At 41.1% G+C, this 21,159-nt stretch carries 11 protein-coding genes, 2 tRNA genes and 3 rRNA genes; 13 read left to right on the forward strand and 3 right to left on the reverse strand.

The annotated features are described in order from the left end of the window. Positions 1-67 precede the first annotated feature (67 nt). Together fadA and fadB are read right to left on the reverse strand one after the other, a co-directional pair. Positions 68-1,237: an acetyl-CoA C-acyltransferase FadA gene (gene fadA / locus HWV00_RS00105; protein ID WP_211684175.1), complete on the reverse strand. Its 1,170-nt coding sequence runs from the start codon at positions 1,235-1,237 to the stop codon at positions 68-70. Positions 1,238-1,258: 21 nt separating this feature from the next. Beyond that, positions 1,259-3,403, reverse strand: coding sequence for a fatty acid oxidation complex subunit alpha FadB (gene fadB, locus HWV00_RS00110; protein WP_211684176.1), 2,145 nt, complete (start codon positions 3,401-3,403; stop codon positions 1,259-1,261). Between the two features lie 497 nt (positions 3,404-3,900). Between fadB and HWV00_RS00115 the strand changes: the two genes are divergently transcribed. From HWV00_RS00115 to rrf, 8 genes are all read left to right on the forward strand, one after another. Continuing rightward, positions 3,901-4,521: a YigZ family protein gene (locus HWV00_RS00115; RefSeq protein WP_211684177.1), complete on the forward strand. Its 621-nt coding sequence runs from the start codon at positions 3,901-3,903 to the stop codon at positions 4,519-4,521. A gap of 21 nt (positions 4,522-4,542) precedes the next feature. After that, positions 4,543-6,000 (forward strand): TrkH family potassium uptake protein, encoded by a 1,458-nt coding sequence (locus tag HWV00_RS00120; protein WP_211684178.1) that lies wholly within the window; start codon positions 4,543-4,545, stop codon positions 5,998-6,000. 12 nt (positions 6,001-6,012) lie between these two features. Further along, on the forward strand, positions 6,013-6,528 hold the full coding sequence (hemG, locus tag HWV00_RS00125; protein ID WP_211684179.1) for a menaquinone-dependent protoporphyrinogen IX dehydrogenase: 516 nt from the start codon (positions 6,013-6,015) through the stop codon (positions 6,526-6,528). Positions 6,529-7,019: 491 nt separating this feature from the next. Further along, positions 7,020-8,564, forward strand: a 16S ribosomal RNA gene (locus HWV00_RS00130). Between the two features lie 77 nt (positions 8,565-8,641). Beyond that, positions 8,642-8,718, forward strand: a tRNA-Ile gene (locus HWV00_RS00135). 24 nt (positions 8,719-8,742) lie between these two features. Then, a tRNA-Ala gene (locus HWV00_RS00140) sits at positions 8,743-8,818 on the forward strand. A gap of 220 nt (positions 8,819-9,038) precedes the next feature. After that, positions 9,039-11,930 (forward strand): 23S ribosomal RNA (locus HWV00_RS00145). Positions 11,931-12,057: 127 nt separating this feature from the next. Further along, a 5S ribosomal RNA gene (rrf, locus tag HWV00_RS00150) occupies positions 12,058-12,173 on the forward strand. The 16S, 23S and 5S rRNA genes sit together here with 2 tRNA genes alongside, the layout of an rRNA operon. A gap of 209 nt (positions 12,174-12,382) precedes the next feature. Here the strand turns inward: rrf and pgi are convergent. Beyond that, positions 12,383-14,020: a glucose-6-phosphate isomerase gene (gene pgi, locus HWV00_RS00155; RefSeq protein WP_211684180.1), complete on the reverse strand. Its 1,638-nt coding sequence runs from the start codon at positions 14,018-14,020 to the stop codon at positions 12,383-12,385. A 295-nt stretch (positions 14,021-14,315) separates the two neighbouring features. On the opposite strand from pgi, the gene HWV00_RS00160 reads away from it, so the two are divergent. The 5 genes from HWV00_RS00160 to leuA all read left to right on the forward strand — a co-directional run bounded on the left by HWV00_RS00160 (position 14,316) and on the right by leuA (position 21,123). After that, positions 14,316-16,727 carry a heavy metal translocating P-type ATPase gene (locus HWV00_RS00160; protein WP_211684181.1) on the forward strand — a complete coding sequence of 804 codons (2,412 nt, stop codon included), beginning with the start codon at positions 14,316-14,318 and terminating at the stop codon, positions 16,725-16,727. Positions 16,728-16,789: 62 nt separating this feature from the next. Then, complete coding sequence (gene cueR / locus HWV00_RS00165) at positions 16,790-17,185, forward strand: Cu(I)-responsive transcriptional regulator (RefSeq protein WP_255554853.1); 396 nt, start codon at positions 16,790-16,792, stop codon at positions 17,183-17,185. Between the two features lie 77 nt (positions 17,186-17,262). Then, complete coding sequence (locus tag HWV00_RS00170; RefSeq protein ID WP_211684182.1) at positions 17,263-17,907, forward strand: UPF0149 family protein; 645 nt, start codon at positions 17,263-17,265, stop codon at positions 17,905-17,907. 177 nt (positions 17,908-18,084) lie between these two features. After that, positions 18,085-19,107 carry a GTP-binding protein gene (locus HWV00_RS00175; protein ID WP_211684183.1) on the forward strand — a complete coding sequence of 341 codons (1,023 nt, stop codon included), beginning with the start codon at positions 18,085-18,087 and terminating at the stop codon, positions 19,105-19,107. Between the two features lie 345 nt (positions 19,108-19,452). Next, on the forward strand, positions 19,453-21,123 hold the full coding sequence (gene leuA / locus HWV00_RS00180; RefSeq protein ID WP_211684184.1) for a 2-isopropylmalate synthase: 1,671 nt from the start codon (positions 19,453-19,455) through the stop codon (positions 21,121-21,123). Positions 21,124-21,159: the final 36 nt, after the last annotated feature.

A 21,159-nucleotide genomic window follows, 5' to 3' on the forward strand; every position in this document is an offset into this window, starting at 1 on the left:
AAAAAGCCAACTATCGTCATAGTTGGCTTGATATAGATTAACTAACCGTATTTTTTGTATGCGGTTATTAGTCTTCGATACGCTCAAAGATAGTCGCGATACCTTGACCAAGACCAATACACATAGTCGCTAGACCATATTTACCGCCTTGAACTTCAAGTTCGTTAACTAGCGTTGTAGAGATACGTGAACCAGAACAGCCTAGAGGGTGACCTAGTGAGATAGCACCACCGTTAAGGTTGATCTTAGTATCAACAACATCTTCTAAGCCTAAATCTTTAACACAAGGTAAAGATTGCGCTGCGAATGCTTCATTTAATTCGAATACATCGATATCGTCAATTGTTAGACCTGCACGCTTAAGTGCTTTCTTCGTTGCTGGAACTGGACCGTAACCCATGATTGATGGATCACAACCTGCAACAGCCATAGAAACAACTTTAGCACGAGGCTTAAGACCAAGTTCTTTCGCTTTGTCTGCAGACATAAGTAACATTGCAGAAGCGCCATCTGATAATGCAGATGATGTACCCGCTGTTACTGTACCGTTTACTGGATCAAATACTGGGCGTAAACCACCTAGGCTTTCCATTGATGTTTCTGGACGAATTACTTCATCGAAATCATACAATTTTAAAATGCCATCAGCATCGTGACCTTCAATTGGTAGAATCTCACGTTTGAAACGACCTGAAACTGTCGCGGCTTGCGCTAATTTGTGTGAACGTACTGCAAATGCATCTTGTTGTTCACGTGTAATGCCGTGTAATTTACCTAGCATTTCAGCTGTTAGGCCCATCATACCAGCAGCTTTCGCTGTTGATTTAGCAAGACCAACGTGGAAATCAACACCATGATTCATTGGAACGTGACCCATGTGTTCAACACCACCAATGATCATCACGTCGCCGTCGCCCATTGCGATCGCACGTGTAGCATCATGGATAGCTTGCATTGATGAACCACATAGACGGTTCACTGTTGTTGCGCCTGCTGTGATTGGGATACCAGCAAGTAATGAAGCATTACGGGCGATATTAAAACCTTGCTCTAGCGTTTGCTGAACACAACCCCAATAAACATCTTCGATGTCATTTGGATCGACTTCAGGGTTACGGTCAAGTAAGCCTTTCATTAATTTTGCAGATAGATCTTCAGCACGAACGTTACGGAATGCACCGGCTTTAGAACGACCCATAGGTGTACGTAGACAATCGACTACAACTACATCTCTCATTTTATTATCCTCGTTCGTGTCTTAGTAAAAAGTTTTGCCGTCAGCTGCGCGTTGACGCAAGCCATCAGTTACTTGGTAAAGAGGTCCTAAATCAGCAAGTGAATCTGCTAATTCAATGTATTTATCTAGACCCATAGTATCTAGGTAACGGAATACACCACCACGGAATGGAGGGAAGCCAATACCATAGATAAGTGCCATATCAGCATCACCTGGTGTAGCAACAATACCTTCTTCAAGACAACGAACAACTTCGTTAATCATTGGGATCATACAACGAGCAATGATCTCATCTTTAGTGAAATCAGCTTTTTCGCTAGCTACTTCAGCAAGTAGTTCATAGCTTTTCGCATCAGGTGTTTTCTGAACGCGACCACGACGATCTTTAGCGTAAGAATAGAAACCAATGCCATTTTTCTGACCGTAACGTGTTGCTTCAAACATAACATCGATAGAATCTTTGCCTGTTTTAGCCATACGTTCTGGGAAACCATCTGCCATAACTGCTGCAGCATGGTGACCAGTATCAATACCAACAACATCTAACAGATATGCAGGACCCATTGGCCAACCGAATTCTTTCTCCATTACTTTATCAACAGCAACAAAGTCAGCGCCGTCAGCGATTAATTTTGAGAAGCCGAAGAAGTAAGGGAATAATACGCGGTTAACGAAGAAACCTGGGCAGTCATTAACAACGATAGGTGTTTTGCCCATTTTCGCAGCGTAAGCAACTGTTGTAGCAATTGTTTCATCAGATGATTTCTCACCACGGATGATTTCTACAAGTGGCATTTTGTGTACAGGATTGAAGAAGTGCATACCACAGAATTGTTCTGGGCGTTTTAAGCTCTTCGCAAGTACATTAATTGGAATCGTTGACGTGTTTGAAGTGATTACAGTGTCTTCACTTACGTTATCTTCTAACTCAGCCAGTACAGCTGCTTTAATTTTTGGATTTTCAACAACCGCTTCAACGATAATGTCAGCTTCATCAACTGAGTTATAGCTTAGCGTCGGTGTGATTGAAGAAATAACTTTCGCAAGTTTAGTTCCATCAATACGGCCACGTTTTAGCTGTGTTGTTAATAAACCTGACGCAGTACTCATACCAAGATCAAGTGCTGCATCGTTGATATCTTTCATGATAACAGGCGTGCCTTTTACTGCTGATTGGTAAGCGATACCGCCACCCATGATACCAGCGCCAAGTACGGCTGCTTTATTTGTTGCTTTACCTGCTTTTGCTGCTTTCTTCGCGCCAGCTTTTAATGCTTGGTCACTTAGGAATAAGCCAACTAATGCTTGCGCTGCATCTGTTTTAGCAAGTTTAATGAATGTTGCTGCTTCTACACCAAGTGCACCAGTGCGGTCCATTCTTGCTGCTGCTTCAACTGTTTTAACTGCTGCTGTTGGTGCTGGATAATGTTTACCCGCTTTTGCGTATACCATACCAAGTGCAGTAGAGAAGCTCATTGTTGCTTCAATTTTGTTTAAACCTAGTGGCGCTTGTTTTTGAGCGCGACGTGATTGCCAGTCAAGTTTGCCTGCAATCGCATCTTTAATCATAGATAGTGCAGCATCACGTAATTTTTCTGGTGCTACAACTGCATCTACAGTGCCAAACTTAAGGGCTGCAGGTGCTTTATAATCTTTACCTGTTGTGATCCATTCAACTGCATTATCTGCGCCGATCAGACGTGGTAAACGTACTGTGCCACCAAAACCAGGCATGATGCCTAATTTAGTTTCAGGTAAGCCGATACGTGCTGTTGTGTCTGCTACACGGAAATCCGTAGCAAGAATTGCTTCACAACCACCGCCAAGAGCATGACCGTTAACAGCTGAAATTGTTGGATAAGGCAGGTCTTCAATCGCGTTGAATACTGCATTTGCTTGTTCCAACCAACCAAGTAATTCAGCTTCAGGTAGTTTAAACAGCTCAAGGAATTCAGTGATATCAGCGCCAACGATGAATGCACCTTTTCCTGATGTTTGAATTAGTCCTTTAATGTCTGAATTAGTCTGTAGTACTTTTACAGCTTCAGTTAATGCTTGTAATGTTGCTTGATCAAATTTATTAACTGGGCCTTTCGCGTCATATTTTAATTCTGCGATGCCATCTTCTAATAGAGTGACCGAGAGTTGTTCGGCTTGGTAAATCATTACGTTTCTCCTTGCTAAAGCGATGGTGATCATCAGCTCCGTTTGCTATTTACCAGTGATGTAGGGTACTGGTTAATCTCATTCTGTCGATAATCTAACAAGATTTCAACACTTATTTTAAACGACTGTTTAACTTTTTGTAGCAGTGGTGACAACAAACTATTCACTAAGTAGTATTGTTTATATATTGAATAGAGTAAGGTGTAATTTTGGTAAAATAAGTTATTTATGTTTCGTGTTGGCCTCTGGGACTTGGATTTGGCTGTTTAATAGCTTTTCACGCTTGTTTTGTTGTGGCTTTTAGTTTTATTAACTGTAAAACATTCGGCTTACAACTGTTTTTAATTGTTAGGTGTTTGTTGTTGAATCTTTAATAATAAAAAGTTAACTAGCATTTAACTTTTAAAATTTGTGATCCTGAACCTGCTATTATCAACAGGCATATAGCAGTAGAATAGCGATGAATATTTCGATAGTAGAATATAGATAGGATATAAATGACAGCAAATAGCCCTTACTTTGTTTTAGAGCAGGCTTATGACTATACCGAAGAAATTAAAAAAAGCCGATTTATTACTTATCTTGCTCCAACTAAAGGACGCCAAAAAGCTGAACAATTTGTTCGGGATATTAAAGCTCAGCACCCTGATGCGCGTCATCATTGTTGGGCATTTGTCGCCGGTCGTCCAAGTGATGGTCAGCAATATGGCTTCAGTGATGACGGAGAACCATCTGGTACAGCGGGTAAACCCATCCTAAACTGCTTAGTTGGAAGTAATGTCGGAGAAATGACGGCAGTTGTTGTACGTTATTATGGCGGTATAAAATTAGGAACAGGTGGGCTCGTTCGTGCTTATGCTGGCGGTGTACAACAAGTTTTAAAATTAATAGATCCTATTGAATGTCTTATATATGTAGAACTTAATCTAACTTGCAATTATGCTCAAATAGCCGCAATAGAGAGTTTATTTTCAGTATATAATGGTAAATTAAAGCATGCTGAATATGGCGAGCAAGTAATAATGCAGCTTGATGTTGATGCAAGGCATACACAAGCGTTTATTGTAGCTGTTAAAAATAAAACAAATGGCCAAGTTAATGTCACTGTGGTCGATTAATATTTAGGGATAAAAACAATAATGCAATTCAGGGCAATTTTAAGAATTGTTGGGATATTAGTTACTATTTTTAGTGTAACAATGGTTTTCCCTGCACTGATCGCCGCAATTTACAAGGATGGTGGTGGTCTAGTCTTCATTAATTCTTTTGCATTCTGTGTAACGCTAGGCAGTATTTTATGGTACAAAAACCGTAATTATAAAAAAGAATTAAAAGCAAAAGACGGGTTTCTGATTGTAGTTTTGTTTTGGACTGTACTGGGGAGTATTGGTGCATTACCTTTTATCCTTTCCGAAAAGCCTGACCTTAGCGTCGCGGGTGCCTTCTTTGAATCGTTTTCGGGTTTAACAACAACGGGAGCAACCGTTATTGTTGGTCTTGATGAATTACCCAAAGCGCTCTTATTTTATCGTCAGTTTCTACAGTGGCTAGGCGGTATGGGTATCATTGTACTTGCTGTCGCGGTGTTACCTGTTTTAGGTATTGGTGGTATGCAGCTCTATCGTGCTGAAACACCTGGACCGGTTAAAGATTCTAAGATGACTCCCCGAATAGCTGAGACCGCAAAAGCGCTATGGTATATTTACCTTTGCCTTACCGTTGTTTGTGCTATGGCATTTTGGCTAGCAGGTATGACGATCTTTGATGCTATCTCACATAGTTTTTCAACAATCGCGATTGGCGGGTTCTCAACTCACGATAGTAGTATGGGGCACTTTGACAGTTCAGTTATTAATATGATCACTGTGGTGTTCTTAATTATCGCGGGTATTAACTTTTCATTACATTTTGCTGCATTCTCTATTAAAGGTTTTAAGCCCGGTGCGTACTTACGAGATCCGGAATTACGCGCATTCTTGTTTGTGCAGTTGGCACTCGTTGCTATTTGTTTCTTTATACTGTTAGCACACGGTGTTTACGACTCTCCAGAAATGGCGTTAGATAAAGCACTGTTTCAGGCCGTCTCTATTTCAACTACCGCTGGTTTCACTACGACTAGCTTTCAAGATTGGCCATTGTTCTTACCCGTATTACTTGTATTTTCAAGTTTCATTGGTGGTTGTGCTGGCTCGACTGGTGGCGGCATGAAAGTCGTTCGTATTCTATTGCTGTATTTACAAGGTATGCGTGAGATGAAGCGATTGGTTCACCCACGTGCGGTATACAAAATTAAACTAGGTAAAAAAGTCTTACCCGATCGTGTTATCGATGCTGTCTGGGGATTCTTTTCGGCTTACGCACTGGTTTTTGTTATTTGCATGTTGGCATTGATCGCAACAGGAATGGATGAACTGTCGGCATTTTCTGCAGTGGTCGCGACTTTAAACAACTTAGGCCCAGGCCTTGGTCAAGTTGCTGTTCATTTTGGTGATGTGAATGATAGTGCAAAATGGATATTAGTTGTTGCTATGTTATTTGGTCGTTTAGAAGTCTTTACCTTATTAATTTTATTTACTCCAGCTTTTTGGCGTAGTTAAGTGGAACCTATAATGAAAAAAATGTTAGTACTGTATTCTACGGTAGATGGTCAAACGTTAAAAATAATTAACGCAATTGAAAAGACTATCGCGAACGACTACCACTGTGAAGTGATGAGCATTGAAGAATGTCAGCATATTGATATGGCGATATTTGATAAGGTCATTATCGGAGCCTCTGTTCGTTATGGTCATTTAAATAAAAAACTATATAAATTTGTTGCTGCACATAAAGCAGAGTTGGAAGCAAAAGATAATGCTTTTTTCTGTGTTAACTTAACGGCAAGAAAAGCAGAAAAGAATACACCTGAAACAAATGCATATATGCAGGCGTTTTTAGAAAAGTCGAATTGGGTACCTAAGCAGCAAGCTGTATTTGCAGGCGCATTGTTATATTCGAAATATAATTGGTGGCAAACACTCATTATCCAGCTAATTATGAAAATAACGGGTGGTAGTACTGACAAAACGAAAGATATTGAGTTTACAGACTGGGATAAAGTCACTGCATTTGCTAAACAGTTATAGTTTATTCTTTACTTATAGCACTCTAATGTACGTTTAGCGTTTAAATTAACCGTTTTACGTGTGTAAAGTGGCCTTGGAATATGGTTTTTAGTTCCTTTCAATGAAATGCTTGCCTATAAATTCGTTTTCCCTATAATAGCGCCCACTGACACGGCAAACGTCGTTCAGTAGGGTGTTTTAAATGACTTAGGTTACTTTTTAAGCTTCCAGAATAAAGCGTAAATATGTGCTTGACTTCAAAATTGGTTTGCGTAGAATACGCAGCCTGACTACGACGCAAGGCGTCAAGGTCAACGCTCTTTAACAATTTATTCAAGCAATCTGTGTGAGTACTTACAGAGATATAATGACCAAAAATTATATCAATGTAATTATGAACATTAAATTAAATCGAAAGATTTGGTTTTATAAACAACAAACCTCGGTTTGTTGTTGAAGTACAGAATTCATTGAGCCGACTTGATTACTTAGGTAATCAGTCAAAAAAACTTTAATTGAAGAGTTTGATCATGGCTCAGATTGAACGCTGGCGGTAGGCTTAACACATGCAAGTCGAGCGGAAACGAAGAATAGCTTGCTATTCTGGCGTCGAGCGGCGGACGGGTGAGTAATGCTTGGGAATCTGCCTAGTCGAGGGGGACAACAGTTGGAAACGACTGCTAATACCGCATACGACCTACGGGTGAAAGGGGGCCTCTTCTTGAAAGCTCTCGCGACTAGATGAGCCCAAGTGGGATTAGCTTGTTGGTGAGGTAAGAGCTCACCAAGGCGACGATCCCTAGCTGGTCTGAGAGGATGATCAGCCACACTGGAACTGAGACACGGTCCAGACTCCTACGGGAGGCAGCAGTGGGGAATATTGCACAATGGAGGAAACTCTGATGCAGCCATACCGCGTGTATGAAGAAGGCCTTCGGGTTGTAAAGTACTTTCAGCGAGGAGGAAAGGTAAGTAGTTAATAACTGCTTACTGTGACGTTACTCGCAGAAGAAGCACCGGCTAACTCCGTGCCAGCAGCCGCGGTAATACGGAGGGTGCAAGCGTTAATCGGAATTACTGGGCGTAAAGCGCATGCAGGCGGTTTGTTAAGCGAGATGTGAAAGCCCCGGGCTCAACCTGGGAACTGCATTTCGAACTGGCAAACTAGAGTTCTTGAGAGGGTGGTAGAATTTCAGGTGTAGCGGTGAAATGCGTAGAGATCTGAAGGAATACCAGTGGCGAAGGCGGCCACCTGGCAAGTAACTGACGCTCAGATGCGAAAGCGTGGGTAGCAAACGGGATTAGATACCCCGGTAGTCCACGCCGTAAACGATGTCTACTCGGAGTTTGGTTCCTTGAGAACTGGGCTCTTAAGCTAACGCATTAAGTAGACCGCCTGGGGAGTACGGCCGCAAGGTTAAAACTCAAATGAATTGACGGGGGCCCGCACAAGCGGTGGAGCATGTGGTTTAATTCGATGCAACGCGAAGAACCTTACCTACTCTTGACATCCATAGAACTTTTCAGAGATGAATTGGTGCCTTCGGGAACTATGAGACAGGTGCTGCATGGCTGTCGTCAGCTCGTGTTGTGAAATGTTGGGTTAAGTCCCGCAACGAGCGCAACCCTTATCCTTATTTGCCAGCACGTAATGGTGGGAACTCTAAGGAGACTGCCGGTGATAAACCGGAGGAAGGTGGGGACGACGTCAAGTCATCATGGCCCTTACGAGTAGGGCTACACACGTGCTACAATGGCGCATACAAAGGGCTGCAAACCAGCGATGGTAAGCGAATCCCATAAAGTGCGTCGTAGTCCGGATTGGGGTCTGCAACTCGACCCCATGAAGTCGGAATCGCTAGTAATCGTGAATCAGAATGTCACGGTGAATACGTTCCCGGGCCTTGTACACACCGCCCGTCACACCATGGGAGTGGGCTGCACCAGAAGTCATTAGCTTAACCTTCGGGAGGGCGATGACCACGGTGTGGTTCATGACTGGGGTGAAGTCGTAACAAGGTAGCCCTAGGGGAACCTGGGGCTGGATCACCTCCTTACGTAAAGTTGTTAATTTTTGTAAGTGCCCACACAAATTGCTTGAATAGAAAAGTAAAAAGCATGTAAGAAATGCGATAGGACTGTAGCTCAGTTGGTTAGAGCGCGCCCCTGATAAGGGTGAGGTCGGTAGTTCAAATCTACTCAGTCCTACCAATCTTCTTACGAACTCTATGATGTGGGGCTATAGCTCAGCTGGGAGAGCGCCTGCCTTGCACGCAGGAGGTCTGCGGTTCGATCCCGCATAGCTCCACCACATCATAGTTGTTAAAATACAAAGCTAAGCAAGCTTAATGCTTACCTTTGCTTTTTAGCAAATTGCTCTTTAAAAATTTGGAAAGCTGAATAAATAAAGAAGTTCTTAAAACACGTTATTACTTAGGTAATAACAATATAGTGTTCTTGAGTATTCTTGAGGCGAAAAAAACTAGATAATACCTAGTTATTTCAATTGTACGGTCGACTTTAGATTGTATGGTTAAGTGACTAAGCGTATACGGTGGATGCCTAGGCAGTCAGAGGCGATGAAGGACGTGTTAATCTGCGTTAAGCTGTGGGGAGTTGATAAAAAGCGTTAATCCACAGATTTCCGAATGGGGGAACCCACTCTACTTTGTAGAGTATCGTAACGTGAATACATAGCGTTACGAAGCGAACCGGGAGAACTGAAACATCTAAGTACCCCGAGGAAAAGAAATCAATAGAGATACCCTTAGTAGCGGCGAGCGAACGGGGTCTAGCCCTTAAGCAGTTTGGAAGTTAGTGGAAGATTCTGGAAAGTTTCACGATACAGGGTGATAGTCCCGTACATGAAAACGACCTTACTGTGAAATCGAGTAGGACGGCACACGTGATATGCTGTTTGAATATGGGAGGACCATCTTCCAAGGCTAAATACTACTGACTGACCGATAGTGAACCAGTACCGTGAGGGAAAGGCGAAAAGAACCCCTGTGAGGGGAGTGAAATAGAACCTGAAACCGTATACGTACAAGCAGTGGGAGCAGACTTGTTCTGTGACTGCGTACCTTTTGTATAATGGGTCAACGACTTAATTTCAGTAGCAAGGTTAAGCGAATAGCGGAGCCGTAGGGAAACCGAGTGTTAACTGCGCGAATAGTTGCTGGGATTAGACCCGAAACCCGGTGATCTAGCCATGGGCAGGTTGAAGGTTGAGTAACATCAACTGGAGGACCGAACCGACTAATGTTGAAAAATTAGCGGATGACTTGTGGCTGGGGGTGAAAGGCCAATCAAACCGGGAGATAGCTGGTTCTCCTCGAAAGCTATTTAGGTAGCGCCTCGCGTCTAACTATTGGGGGTAGAGCACTGTTAAGGCTAGGGGGTCATCCCGACTTACCAACCCTTTGCAAACTCCGAATACCAATAAGTTCAATCGCGGGAGACACACGGCGGGTGCTAACGTCCGTCGTGGAAAGGGAAACAACCCAGACCGTCAGCTAAGGTCCCAAAGTGTATGTTAAGTGGGAAACGATGTGGAAAGGCTCAGACAGCCAGGAAGTTGGCTTAGAAGCAGCCATCTTTTAAAGAAAGCGTAATAGCTCACTGGTCGAGTCGGTCTGCGCGGAAGATTTAACGGGGCTAAACATACCACCGAAGCTACGGATGCAAGACTTGTTCTTGCATGGTAGAGGAGCGTTCTGTAAGCCGTTGAAGGTGAGTTGAGAAGCTTGCTGGAGGTATCAGAAGTGCGAATGTTGACATGAGTAACGATAATGGGGGTGAAAAACCTCCACGCCGAAAGACCAAGGGTTCCTGTCCAACGTTAATCGGGGCAGGGTGAGTCGACCCCTAAGGCGAGGCCGAAAGGCGTAGTCGATGGGAAACTGGTTAATATTCCAGTACTCACTTATATTGCGATGGGGTGACGGAGAAGGTTAGGCTAGCATGGCGATGGTTGTCCATGTTTAAGGTTGTAGGCTGTATTCTTAGGCAAATCCGGGAATACATTAAGGCTGAGAACTGATGACGAGTCTCTACGGAGATGAAGTAGTTGATACCCGGCTTCCAGGAAAAACCTCTAAGCTTCAGATATAAGAGAATCGTACCCCAAACCGACACAGGTGGTTAGGTAGAGAATACTAAGGCGCTTGAGAGAACTCGGGTGAAGGAACTAGGCAAAATGGTACCGTAACTTCGGGAGAAGGTACGCCAATGATGGTGAAGGACTTGCTCCGTAAGCTATTGTTGGTCGCAGAGAAATGGTGGCTGCAACTGTTTATTAAAAACACAGCACTGTGCAAAATCGAAAGATGACGTATACGGTGTGACGCCTGCCCGGTGCCGGAAGGTTAATTGATTGGGTTAGACTTAGGTCGAAGCTCATGATCGAAGCCCCGGTAAACGGCGGCCGTAACTATAACGGTCCTAAGGTAGCGAAATTCCTTGTCGGGTAAGTTCCGACCTGCACGAATGGCGTAATGATGGCCACGCTGTCTCCACCCGAGACTCAGTGAAATTGAAATCGCTGTTAAGATGCAGTGTACCCGCGGCTAGACGGAAAGACCCCGTGAACCTTTACTATAGCTTGGCACTGAACATTGAACCTACATGTGTAGGATAGGTGGGAGACTGTGAAACATTGTCGCTAGATGATGTGGAGTCTATCTTGAAATACCACCCTTGTACGTTTGATGTTCTAACGTAGGTCCCTTATCGGGATTGCGGACAGTGTCTGGTGGGTAGTTTGACTGGGGCGGTCTCCTCCCAAAGAGTAACGGAGGAGCACGAAGGTTGGCTAAACATGGTTGGACATCATGTGGTTAGTGCAAAGGCATAAGCCAGCTTAACTGCGAGACAGACACGTCGAGCAGGTACGAAAGTAGGTCTTAGTGATCCGGTGGTTCTGAATGGAAGGGCCATCGCTCAACGGATAAAAGGTACTCCGGGGATAACAGGCTGATACCGCCCAAGAGTTCATATCGACGGCGGTGTTTGGCACCTCGATGTCGGCTCATCACATCCTGGGGCTGAAGTTGGTCCCAAGGGTATGGCTGTTCGCCATTTAAAGTGGTACGCGAGCTGGGTTTAGAACGTCGTGAGACAGTTCGGTCCCTATCTGCCGTGGGCGTTTGAGAATTGAGAGGAGCTGCTCCTAGTACGAGAGGACCGGAGTGGACGAACCACTGGTGTTCGGGTTGTTATGCCAATAGCATTGCCCGGTAGCTAAGTTCGGAACTGATAACCGCTGAAAGCATCTAAGCGGGAAGCAGGCCTCGAGATGAGTTCTCACTGGGACTTTAAGTCCCCTGAAGGGCCGTTGGAGACTACAACGTTGATAGGCAAGGTGTGTAAGTGCTGTGAGGCATTGAGCTAACTTGTACTAATTACCCGTGAGGCTTAACCATACAAATTAAAGTATGATTAATTGAAATAATCGACTTAAGAATAGATTGAACACTTTATGTTTTAAAGACTTCTTTATTTATAGCTTTTCAGATTTTAGAGATACAACTTGAAAGCAAACTAGATTTGCTTGGTGACCATAGTGTTACGGTACCACCTGATCCCATTCCGAACTCAGTAGTGAAACGTAATAACGCCGATGGTAGTGTGGGGCTTCCCCATGTGAGAGTAGGGCATCGCCAAGCGCCAAATTAGAGAGAGCCGATATCAGTGATGGTATCGGCTTTTTTGTGTCTAAAATTTAAGGAAAAAGGACGTTCCAGCTTGTAAAATGACAGGCACAAGTAACGTAATACGATTAAGCAGCAGTAGCTGTACATCAGAAAATAAAAAACCAGCCGTCGGCTGGTTTTTTACTTTAGCATTACGTTTCGCTAGATATTTATCTAATAGCTTAACGCCATTCTTTGAAGGTATTGATTAAGCCGTTAGTAGAGCTATCGTGACTATCAACCGATTGCTCGTCAGCTAACTCTGGTAGAATTTGATTTGCTAATTGCTTGCCTAATTCCACACCCCATTGATCAAAGCTGAAAATATTCCAGATAATTCCCTGCGCGAAAATCTTATGCTCATACATAGCTAATAATGAGCCAAGTGTTTTTGGCGTAAGTTGTTTGAACAAAATAGAGTTTGTTGGGTTGTTACCTGTAAAGGTTTTAAATTCAGCCAGTGCTGCAATATCAGCTTCAGACATACCTGAGCTTGTTAGTTCATCAATAACTGTTTGTTTTGATTTACCAAAAGCGAGCGCTTCTGTCTGCGCAAAGAAATTAGACATTAGTTTTACATGATGATCAGAGATCTTATTATGTGATTGCGCTGGAGCAATAAAATCACATGGAATTAATTTAGTACCTTGGTGAATCAATTGATAGAAAGCATGTTGACCATTTGTACCTGGTTCACCCCAAATAATAGGACCAGTTTGATAATCAACAGCGTTACCATCACGATCTACACTCTTACCGTTTGATTCCATGTTGCCCTGTTGGAAATAAGCGGCAAAGCGGTGCATGTATTGATCGTAAGGTAATATAGCTTCGCTTTCTGCACCAAAGAAGTTGTTATACCAAACTCCGATTAATGCGAGGATCACTGGAATGTTATCTTCTAGTGGTGTTTCAACAAAATGCTTATCCATTTCATGAGCACCGCTAAGTAATTCCTCAAAATTGTCGAAACCAACACTTAAAGCGATAGATAAACCAATTGCTGACCAAAGTGAGTAACGACCACCAACCCAGTCCCAAAATTCGAACATGTTTTTAGTATCAATACCAAATGCTTGAACAGCGGTTGCATTTGTAGATAATGCGGCAAAGTGAGAGGCTACATGCGCTTCATTTTCTGCACTTGCTAAGAACCATGATCTTGCACTGTGTGCGTTAGTCATTGTTTCTTGTGTCGTAAAGGTTTTTGATGCAATTAGGAAAAGCGTGGTTTCTGGATCTAAGTTTTTAAGTGTTTCCGCAATATGGGTACCGTCAACATTAGAAACAAAATGCATGTTCAAATGATTTTTGTAAGGTCTTAATGCTTCAGTTACCATGTAAGGACCTAAGTCAGAACCACCTATGCCAATGTTTACAATATCTGTAATCGCTTTACCGGTATAGCCTTTCCAGTTACCACTAATAATTTCATGACAGAATGTTTTCATTTGTGCTAACACTGCATTAACAGCAGGCATCACATCTTTACCATCAACCAAAATCGGAGTGTTACTACGATTTCTAAGTGCTGTGTGTAACACCGCTCTTTTTTCAGTTTGGTTAATTTGCTCACCTGTAACCATTGCTTTAATAGCAGTTGGTAAATTAACTTCATGAGCAAGTGCTGTCAGTTTTTTTAGTGTGCATTGGGTAATAATATTTTTAGAGAAGTCACATAAAATATTATTATCAAATTGCTTAGAAAACTGCTCAAATCTATTTGTATCATTAGCAAATAACTCGCTAATATTGGTTTTCTGCATGTCTGAGTAATGTGCTGTTAAAGCATGCCAAGCATTCGTTTCTGTTGGATTCATGATGTTATTTTTCACTTTTAACTAAATGGAATGTGGTAATTAATCTACATGTTGAGCTGGTAAAGCCACTTAAAGGTGATTGATTCGGATGTAGCTTAACTATATAAGTAATTTTATTACATAATAGGTATTATTCATAAAAAAATTATCGTTATTGTTAGGCTTATCGCGTTTTTACTTGATGTTACACCTTGTTACAAAAAATCTAATAAAAATCGTATAACTTGATACTTGACCTTACACTTAGGGTAAAGGTTATATTTTACCTATATTATCATTAATAAGGTTTTTTGTTATGTCTAAAACACTTTCAATAGGTATCGATGGTATGTCATGTGCGGGCTGTGCATCGAAGTTAGAGTCTGCTTTGAATGCCGAGAATGGCATAGAAGCAAGGGTTAACTTTGCTCTTGCTAGCGCGCAGATAAATATAACTGACCTTGGAACAAGCCATAGTATTAAATCTGTTTTAGATGGTAAGAACTATGACTATAAAACAGAGTCTTTATCACTGTCTATTAGTGGTTGGTCATGTGCGAATTGTGCTGCAAAAACAGTATCTAAATTACTAGCAAATAAACATATATTAACTGTCGATGCTAATTTTTCCAGTGAAAAAATAACCTTAACATATTTTTCTGGTGCGATATTTCCTGTTGATATTATTAATGAGATTACGATACTGGGTTATAAACCGACACTTAATCGTGGTAGCGTTGAGAATCAGACTGAAAGTTTAATTTCTCGTAAAGCTGAATTAAAAAATAAAAATAAGAAGCAGCTGTTATCCGTTATTATTGCTGCCTTATTAACATTACCGTTAGTGATTGGTATGTTAACTATGTTTATTGCCGGTTTTGATTTTGTGGTTCCGGTTTGGTTACAGTTATTATTATCGACACCAGTTCAATTCATTATCGGACGTCGTTACTATTTAGGTGCTTATCAGGCATTAAAGAATCGTTCTGCCAATATGGATGTACTTGTCGCTACTGGTACAAGTGCAGCTTATTTCTATAGTTTATATTTATTTCTAACCCTAGGCGAAATGGCACAAGGCTTGTTGTATTTTGAAGCAAGCGCGGTTGTGATAACGTTAATTAGCCTAGGTAAGTATTTAGAAGAAAATGCGAAACAAAATACGGCTTCGGCTATTCATGAATTAATGATGTTGAGACCGGAGGTTGCGAATGTCAAACGTGGTCATGAATGGTTAAAGTTACCTATTGAAGAAGTTATTGTTGGTGATGAAGTTAGGGTATTAGCTGGGGAAAAGGTTCCGGTTGACGGTGTTGTCGTTGATGGGAAAAGTGAACTAGATGAATCGATGATTACTGGGGAAAGCTTACCCGTGCTTAAAGAGCCTGGGGAAACAATTATTGGCGGTTCAATTAATGGCACTGGGGTTTTATTATTACGAGTTAATGCTGTTGGTAAAGATTCGAGCTTGAATAAAATTATTATGCTTGTTGAAGCTGCGCAAATGGGTAAAGCTCCTTTTCAACAGCTGGTTGATAGGATCAGTAATATTTTTGTACCAGTCGTGTTAGTGATCGCGACATTGACGTTTTTAACCTGGTATTTAGGATTTGGTGATTTTGAAAGTGGTTTGATTTCCGCCGTTGCAGTCTTAGTTATTGCTTGTCCTTGTGCTTTGGGGCTTGCGACACCTGCAGCATTAGTGACTGGTACCGGGGCTGCTGCTCGCCAAGGTATTTTAATTAAAGATATTGATACACTGCAAAAAGCGCATAAAATTACCGATGTCATGCTAGATAAAACTGGGACTCTAACCCAAGGTAAGCCTAAGGTTACGGCTGTCCATTGCTTTGATTATGATGAGACTAAGCTAATTAACAATGCGGCAGCTGTACAGCAGTTGAGTGATCATCCTCTAGCTAAATCAATTGTTACCTATGCGCAAGATAAACAATTCAAATTATTATCTGCTTCTAATGTTGAAACTATCATTGGTTATGGGATTAAAGGAACTGTTGAGGGGGCAAGGGTTATAATTGGTAACCGTCAATTGATGCTGGCGGAAGGGGTTGTTATTGAAGTTGGAGATGCGTTACTTGCTGACTTAAGTGAGAACTCAGGTTCAGAAATGTGGGTATCAGTTGCAGGTAATCTTGTTGGGTTATTTATTATTGCTGATATGCTTCGTGTCGAAAGTTGTTCCGCGATCTCGTTATTAAAACAGGCTCGAATTAATACTACTATGCTTAGTGGCGATAATGAGCTTGTAGTTGAAAAGATTGCGCAAACATTAAAAATTGATCATTATTATGCACAGGTAAAACCTGAAGATAAATCTCATTATGTGCAGGACAGACAAAGCTTGGGAAAAACCGTTGCTATGGTTGGAGACGGTATTAATGATGCTCCAGCATTAGCACAAGCTGACATTAGTATTGCGATGGGATCTGGTTCGGACGTTGCAATGGAAACGGCTAATATTACTTTATTAAGAAGTGATCCTCGTTTGGTTTCTGCTGCTATGGATATCTCAAAGCTTACTTGGCGCAAGATTCAGCAAAATTTATTTTGGGCATTTATTTTTAATCTTATCGGAATTCCTTTAGCTGCAACGGGCTATCTTAGTCCTGAATTAGCGGGTGCAGCGATGGCGTTTAGTAGTATTGCAGTATTGTCCAATTCACTGTTGATTAAGCGTTGGGTTCCTAAGTTTACTCAAGAGACTTAAGTGCAGAAGCATCCTGAAATACAGTGTTTAAATTATTTTATATCAGTTAAAAAACAGGTTATATGATGAAAAATATTAGTGCAGTTGCAAAAGAAGTCGGATTATCGACTAAAACGGTACGCTATTATGAAAGTATTGGCTTAACGTCTGAACCGATCCGCGGCGATAATGGCTATCGTTATTACAATCAACGAATTATAGCGGAGCTCTGTTTTGTTAAGCGAGCTCGTGATGCTGGCTTTAACCTTGAAGAGTGTAAAGAGTTAGTACTCCTTTATAAAAGTGAAGAGCGTACAGCTGCGCAAGTGAAAGCACTAACGCTAGAAAAAATTACTGATATCGAGGCTCGTATCGCGATATTACAAGGAATGCACAGTACTTTATTATCATTAGCGTCATCTTGTAAGGGCGATAACTCTTCAGACTGCGCTATTTTAGATCAGCTTTCTACTGAATAATTATCACTGTGGCTTACTTTCCAGTAAACTACGCGGTAAATAACAAGACAAAATAATTGCGACATACAAGGTTTTATATGACTGATTCAGCATTATCACGCGAAGACGAAATTTTATTATCAGATTGGTTATCAGGTGATGAAACACCAAAAGAAACATTATCATTAATTGCGATGAAAGGTTTCTTTTTTGGTTTAGTAGCAGCTCCTGCACCAGTAGAAACAGAAGATTGGATGGACATGATTTTTGGTGGTGCAGCCCCTCAAAATATCTCTGATGATAAATTATTCGCGATAATCTCTGTTTATAATGAAATCAGTGAACAGGTATATGAAACTGGCGCTAAATTACCAGCTGAATGTATTGCAACTACAAGCTTTGCTGATAACTTTAAATCAGGTGCAGCTTTAAATGATTGGTCGATTGGCTTTGCAATTGGCGCTGCTTTTTATTATGAAAGTCTAGTTAACTCTGTTGCTGATAATAATGAAATGAGCCAAGCATTACAAATGGCATATTTGTGTTTAAGCTATTTCTCGTGCGCAGGTACTGCACAGCAAATCGCAGAATTACAACAAAGTGAATGGGAAACATTTACGGAAACTGTTTTTGATATGATGCCAGACTTTATCGTTGCCTATGCTGATGTTATTGAGCAAGCGGCACTGGCAAGCGGAAACTTTGATGATGACGATTGGAACGATGACGAACTGATCGATTAATCTTTAATTTGAATAACCGTGAACATGCCATATTGTTCACGGTGTAACAATATCCTCTGTACGTCCCCCCTCTTTTTCCTGTCATTTATCTCCTTGCCCCTGTGTTATAAAAACACTTGATCCATTATGATGCTTTAACGTTATTTTTGAGTTTTGTAATCATACATAGGAAGTTTCATGTCTAAACAAGCAGATAAAATTCCAACTAATATCATCACTGGTTTTCTCGGTGTCGGAAAAACGACTGCTATTCAACAATTATTAAAACAAAAACCAGAGGGTGAGGTGTGGGGAATATTAGTTAATGAGTTCGGTCAAATCGGTATTGATGGTACTTTATTATCTGTATTTACCGAGACGTTAGCTGAACCAAAAAGTAATATTGTTATTAAAGAAGTACCTGGTGGTTGCTTGTGTTGTGTTGCTGGTTTACCGATGAAAATGGGCTTGAACATGCTAATCAGTAAAGCAAAGCCTGATCGTATTCTGATCGAACCAACTGGACTTGGGCATTTACAACAAGTTATTACTGACTTATCGGGTGAGTTCTATTGTGATGTTTTAGACCTTAAGGCAACCGTTTGTTTAGTTGACCCTCGCCATCTTAATGATCGTAAATATGTTGAGAACAACCATTTTCAAGATCAAATTAGTTTAGCGGATGTACTTGTTGCAAATAGAACTGAAGAATTAAATGAAGAAGATAAAGATGACTTTATGCATTTTAGTTCGGAGTTATTACCACACAAAGCGACAGTTTTGTGGACCAATTATGGTGAGATAACAATTGCAGCATTAGATACCCCGCTAAATCATGACCGTCGTTCCCTACATTTATCTGCACATCTAAAGCATACCCATCATCATGAAGCTGCAGGTTCTAAGCTAGAAATAGACCCGCGCTTTGAGCGTAATCATGGTGAAGGGCAAGGATTATTTAGTTATGGCTGGATTTTTAATCAACAGCAAGTTTTTAACTTAATGACTTTAGCGACTTTATTAGAACCCTTAGATGTTATTAGACTGAAAGCTGCGATTAAGACCGAACAAGGCTGTTTTACGATTAATAGCGTTAATGGTGAATGTGACTTTATGCCAGTGACAGACCTTGCTGAAAGTAAAATCGAAATTATTAGTATGTCTGAATTACCTTGGCAGAGTTTGGAAGAAGCTATTTGTGACAGTTTATTTGTGAATTAATAGACGCATTAATTCAACTATATTGCTCTATTAAAAGTAAGGTTGGTGATATCTAGCTTATTTATTTAATATTGTGGCGATATATTGCTGTCTGTGATGTTATTACCATCAACAAAACAATCATCAACTGATCGTTTTTACGTATACTTTATCTATTAACATTTTAATATAAATAGATATTAGGTGCTGTGATGACGGAACAGTTAAATAAATTCTTATTACGTATGCGACTTGGATACAGCAGCTAAGCCTTGAATGTGGTGCTTAGTTTGCTGATACGGCCACAGTTCGAAGATAAGTATTCATCATGACGATGTTACTATAAATACGTAAAAGGATCTTAATATGACAACGTTTAATCACCGTAAGTACCAAGCTTTCCCCGTTCTAAATATGCCTAATCGCCAATGGCCAAATAATACAATAACTAAAGCGCCAGAATGGTGTAGCGTTGATTTACGTGATGGCAATCAGGCGCTTATTGAGCCAATGACTGTTTCTCAAAAACGTCGTTACTACGAATTATTGTTAGAAATGGGCTTTAAACAAATAGAAGTTGGTTTTCCTGCTGCATCGACAATGGATTTTGACTTTGTTCGTTGGTTAATTGAAGAAAATAAAATACCGGATGATGTAACAATTCAGGTACTCACGCAGGCGCGTGAAAGTCTTATAGAAAAAACGTTTGCAGCGTTGAAAGGGGTTAAACAAGCCATTATTCATGTTTATAACTCTACATCAACAGTCCAAAGAGAACTTGTTTTTCAAAAAGACCGTCAAGGTATTATAGATATAGCAGTACAAGGTGCGACTTGGGTCAAGCAACATGCAGATGCAAACCCTGGTCCTCGTTGGCAGTTTGAGTACTCCCCAGAAAGCTTTTCGGGAACTGAGATGGATTTTGCTGTTGATATTTGCGATGCCGTCAATGCTGTTTGGGAGCCTACGATTGAGGCCCCTGTTATTATTAATCTACCTGCGACGGTAGAGATGTCAACGCCAAATGTGTTTGCAGATCAAGTTGAATGGTTTTGTGAACATGTAAAAAACAGAGATACGATTAAGGTGAGTATCCATACTCATAATGATCGAGGTTGTGCTGTGGCAGCTGCTGAGCTTGCTGTAATGGCTGGTGCAGACCGTATTGAGGGCACATTATTAGGAAATGGTGAACGTACTGGTAATATGGATATCATTACGATGGCTATGAATCTTTATAGTCAAGGTATCGACCCTGAGTTAAATTTAGGCGATATTGATAATATTATTGCGACTATAACTGAGTGTACGCAGCTACCTATTCACCCACGCCACCCTTATGTTGGCGAGTTAGTTTATACTGCTTTTTCAGGAAGCCATCAGGATGCAATCAAGAAATGCCTCGATCGTAGAGAGCCTGGAAGTAGTTGGAATGTAGCTTATTTACCTATTGATCCTACCGACTTAAACCGAACGCTAAAGCATGTAATCCGAGTTAACAGCCAGTCGGGTAAGGGGGGGATCGCTTATTTACTCGAACAGGAATATGGAGTCCAATTACCGCGTTGGTTACAAATTGAATTCTCTGGCGTGGTTCAGCAACACTCTGAAGCTACTGCTAGTGAACTGATGACACCGCAAATATGGTCGTTGTTTAAATCTACCTATGGTGATAATGGGCTGTCATATTTATTAGCGGATTATAATGTTAGCCATGGGAATATTGATAAAGTTCAAGCGCAATTGAGGGATGGTGATACAGTAACAAGTATTAGTGGTGAGGGAAGTGGTGCATTAACTGCTTTTATCGAGGCATTGAAACAGCATTTCGATATTGAGTTTGATGTTATTAATTTTAATGAGCACGCATTAAGTAAAGGTGCAGATGCGGATGCTATCGCTTATTTACAGGTTAAGACTGCAACGCAATCGGTTATTGGCGTCGCGATCCATAACGATATTTTGACAGCATCACTAACAGCATTATTAAATGCGGTGAGTCAGTTAGAGCCGATCAAAAAGATTATGGCTGCATAAATAATATAAATGGTGGGGATTAATTTAATACCCACC

Source organism: Moritella sp. 24 (assembly GCF_018219155.1).
GTDB lineage: Bacteria > Pseudomonadota > Gammaproteobacteria > Enterobacterales > Moritellaceae > Moritella.

Coding starts and splice junctions, on each gene's coding strand:
- pgi (WP_211684180.1), bottom strand. CDS start 14,020: ATGAATCCAACAGAAACGAATGCTTGGCATGCTTTAACAGCACATTAC.
- HWV00_RS00175 (WP_211684183.1), top strand. CDS start 18,085: ATGTCTAAACAAGCAGATAAAATTCCAACTAATATCATCACTGGTTTT.
- fadB (WP_211684176.1), bottom strand. CDS start 3,403: ATGATTTACCAAGCCGAACAACTCTCGGTCACTCTATTAGAAGATGGC.
- HWV00_RS00170 (WP_211684182.1), top strand. CDS start 17,263: ATGACTGATTCAGCATTATCACGCGAAGACGAAATTTTATTATCAGAT.
- HWV00_RS00115 (WP_211684177.1), top strand. CDS start 3,901: ATGACAGCAAATAGCCCTTACTTTGTTTTAGAGCAGGCTTATGACTAT.
- hemG (WP_211684179.1), top strand. CDS start 6,013: ATGAAAAAAATGTTAGTACTGTATTCTACGGTAGATGGTCAAACGTTA.
- fadA (WP_211684175.1), bottom strand. CDS start 1,237: ATGAGAGATGTAGTTGTAGTCGATTGTCTACGTACACCTATGGGTCGT.
- HWV00_RS00120 (WP_211684178.1), top strand. CDS start 4,543: ATGCAATTCAGGGCAATTTTAAGAATTGTTGGGATATTAGTTACTATT.
- cueR (WP_255554853.1), top strand. CDS start 16,790: ATGATGAAAAATATTAGTGCAGTTGCAAAAGAAGTCGGATTATCGACT.
- leuA (WP_211684184.1), top strand. CDS start 19,453: ATGACAACGTTTAATCACCGTAAGTACCAAGCTTTCCCCGTTCTAAAT.
- HWV00_RS00160 (WP_211684181.1), top strand. CDS start 14,316: ATGTCTAAAACACTTTCAATAGGTATCGATGGTATGTCATGTGCGGGC.